Raw genomic sequence first — 3,270 nt, 5'->3', positions numbered from 1 at the left:
GTTATGTAGCAGCACAAACTAAATTGGCAGAATATCAGGTAAAACTAACCGAAGCAAAAATGCGTTTACAAGCAGAAAAGGAGTCAGGAACAGCTTTTAAGCGAGGTAAAGATTTAATTGCAGATTTGCACAAATATGCTGTTGATAATTCTGATCGAGGTTTACTTGCTAGTAAGTTACAGGAAATTATTAATCAGTTAGAGAATGTTCAACCAGGAACAACTTATTATCAAAAAGCTCAAGAATTATTGAAATTTGCTAAGAATAAACAGAAAAATTTATAAGTTGAAATTAGAGGCAAACAGGGATTTTTTCACGGATGCACGGATGAGGTTTTTTATTCCAAATATTAGGTAGAATATTTTCCAAAATTCTCTACCTAATAGACATCTCCGATAATTAAAAATCAAATCAATTATCGTCCATAAATCATTAATTATTTCCCCCTACTCCCTACTTCCTACTCTCTCTTTTTCGGAGAGGTCTATATAGATAGGCGTTCAAAAGTCAAACTTCTGTTTCAAAATAAATCAGTATTTTTACAGATATTTTTACTTTATGCTGCTAAATTTATCAAGAAATATTGATAGTTTTGCTGATGACTAATTAAAAAATTACGCTTAAACTAAAAATGATTATAATCTAGAGGTTAAAATATGCCACGTCTCCATAACTATGCTTACGAAATATTAAGTGAAGAAATCAAAAAATTATCAAAAGAAGACCTCACAGGTGAAATAGGCCAGAAAATAGTTCTGAAGCGATTGGAAAAACTACGGATGCAATCTGGCGAACCTGCTAAATTAGAGGAATTACGAGAACTAATTGTAGACCAATATCCTACCTTTAGCGAAAAAGTTCTCAAAAAAGCAGCAAGGGAAAATCATCCCGCAGGAAAAGTAATTTTATTTCAGTTAGCAGGTTTAGCTGCTCTAGGAGTAGCTGGTTTAGTCTGGGTAGCAAATTTACCTTTTCCTATGGTTCGGAGACCAGTGGCAAGAGTAGCACCGATGGTATTGTTACCAAGCTACATAAGCATGGATCGTAACTACCGAGAGGCGATCGCTAAAACGGAACAAGCAGATCAACTGATCAATAAAGCAACTTCCAGCGCCGATATTAATTTGGGAACGCAGAGAGTTGCTGAAGCACAAAAACACTTAGATGGTTTACCAGTATGGTTTTTAGGTTATTATCCCCCAAGATATTGCACCTTTTTTAGTTGTACTTGGCGATTTACTCTAGATGAATTTGAAAGGGCGAGAAAAAGGGTAGGACAAATTGAGGCAAAGGCGTTTCAAGAAAAAAATGCTCAAACATTGTTAAAAGAGGCAGAGCAAACAGTTAAAATATCTAAACAGCAGTATCAGCAAGCGACAACTCCAACAGAAAAAAATGAGGCGATCGCTCAGTGGCAAGCAGCAATAGATAAGTTAGAACAAATTCCACCAACTACTCTCGCTGGAAAAATGGTGAAACCTAAATTAGCAGCGACTAAGCGAGATTTCAAAAAAGAGGCAGGTCTAACTCAGGGAAGTAAGCGGAGTTTCACTCTAATGGAAGTAGCCAAAAAATTTGGTTTTGAAGCAGCTAGAGCTTCCCAAAATGCACCCCATCCAGAACAACAGTGGCAACTGGTGGCGAGTTTATGGGAACAAGCAATTAGTCAATTGCAGAAAGTATCAGTAGATAACCCTAGTTATTTAGAAGCACAGACAAAATTAGCAGAATATCAAGTTAATTTAGCTAATGTGAAAATGCGACTACAGTTAGAAAAACAGTCAGGGCAAGCTTTTAAACAGGCTAAAAATTTGATAGCTGATTGGCAAAGGTATGCTGTTGATGATAATTCTAACCAGGGTCTACTTGCTAGTACAATTCAATCTATTATTAATCAGTTAGAGAATGTGAAACCAGGAACAACTTATTATCAAAAAGCTCAAGAATTATTGAAATTTGCTAAGAATAAACAGAAAAATTTATAAGTTTAAATTAGGGGAGCAAGACAGGGATTTTGTCGCGGATGCAGGGATAAACTTTTTATTAGGTAGGGGATTTTACGAAATCGTCTACCTATTTTTTTTATACATAGTTTTTCTGTTGAGAAATTGAGAGATAATTAAAAGTTACTGCCAAAGTAAGCTCCTTTTTTGTGTTATATTGTCATATTATTATGTAATGCTCAAATATACCCATTCCTAGGAAGGAGCTTTTGGTTTATAGTTTCAACTAACTAACAATAGAAGAAATGATCAATAAAAACCTCCTAGAAAGAATCACTATTAACCCAAACATCTGTCACGGAAAACCCTGCCTCCTGGGATTGCGTTATCCCGTAGAATTTATACTAGAATTGCTGAGTAGTGGCATGACTATTGAGGAAATTCTTGAAGACTATGATGATTTAGAAAGAGACGATATCCTTGCTGCTTTACAGTAGACTGTTACCTTAAACTCAGAGATTATCTGAAATTGAAAAATCAATTAATAAATAACTAAGGAACAATAATTTTTATGTCAGACACAATCTTTTCTAATTGTTCTAAACCTACCTGAACTTTTGGGGGAGTTTCATCAAGCCATTGTTCATAATCTTGTTTTTCTAATAGCTTTAAAGCCGAATCAATAACTTCCTCAATATTGGTATATTTTCCCTTGGCAATTTGGGATTGAATAAACTTTTATTGTTGTGGACTTAAGATGATATTCATAACTACATAACCTGATTTTTTATTAAATTAAATCAATATTATTATGAGCAAAATCAAGCATTTCTTCAGCTTCATTAATAATGCATTGAGTCTGTTCTATTGTAATATTAGGATTAAGATTATAATCTGCTTCTGTACGTTTTTCTTGAGCATTAATTAAATAGCGATGATATTCTACAGGCAAACGTTTTGTCCTAGCAAATTCTCGACCAAAAGCAGAGATAACAGCAGAATGACTAGAAAATGTTAATCCTTCTCCTAACAAAAAAGCCTCCGCAATATAAAACATACTATAGTAAGCCCTCGCAGCAGCAAAAGCAGCCAAGTTATGATCGACTAAAAGTTGAGCAGCTTGTAAGCTCTCCCTAGCTTTTTGTAATCATTGTTGTTGTTCAATATTCACAGGAAAATACCTTCTTGATGAATATTCAATAATAAGGGACTTTTCTCTTGTTGAAATTGAGATTCACTCACATAAACACAACTTACTAACATCCCATATTCGATACATATATCGGAAATAAATTCAATGATTTTTTGATGCTTATTATCGAGATTA

General features: G+C 34.2%; 3 protein-coding genes and 2 pseudogenes. 3 read left to right on the top strand and 2 right to left on the bottom strand.

All coding sequences use genetic code 11. The annotated features are described in order from the left end of the window. The 3 genes and pseudogenes from F6K13_RS25085 to F6K13_RS25075 all read left to right on the top strand — a co-directional run. Positions 1-284 (top strand): annotated as a pseudogene (locus tag F6K13_RS25085) (hypothetical protein); the annotation flags it as partial. 372 nt (positions 285-656) lie between these two features. Further along, positions 657-1,985: a hypothetical protein gene (locus F6K13_RS25080; RefSeq protein WP_124154446.1), complete on the top strand. Its 1,329-nt coding sequence runs from the start codon at positions 657-659 to the stop codon at positions 1,983-1,985. Positions 1,986-2,248: 263 nt separating this feature from the next. Beyond that, a complete protein-coding gene (locus F6K13_RS25075; RefSeq protein WP_375339374.1) occupies positions 2,249-2,440 on the top strand; it encodes a DUF433 domain-containing protein in 192 nt (63 codons plus the stop codon). A 55-nt stretch (positions 2,441-2,495) separates the two neighbouring features. On the opposite strand, the gene F6K13_RS35400 is transcribed toward F6K13_RS25075, so the two are convergent. Both F6K13_RS35400 and F6K13_RS25070 read right to left on the bottom strand, forming a co-directional pair. Beyond that, entirely contained in the window at positions 2,496-2,675 is a 180-nt protein-coding gene (locus tag F6K13_RS35400; RefSeq protein ID WP_205127440.1) for a type II toxin-antitoxin system ParD family antitoxin, read from the bottom strand. A 58-nt stretch (positions 2,676-2,733) separates the two neighbouring features. Further along, a pseudogene (locus F6K13_RS25070) lies at positions 2,734-3,078 on the bottom strand (HEPN domain-containing protein); the annotation flags it as partial. Between the last annotated feature and the right edge of the window lie 192 nt (positions 3,079-3,270).

This window comes from Okeania sp. SIO2B9 (assembly GCF_010672505.1).
In the GTDB taxonomy this organism is placed as follows: domain Bacteria; phylum Cyanobacteriota; class Cyanobacteriia; order Cyanobacteriales; family Microcoleaceae; genus Okeania; species Okeania hirsuta.
Note: the sequence above shows the minus strand (reverse complement) of the source record. Positions and strands in the feature narration are given on the sequence as shown.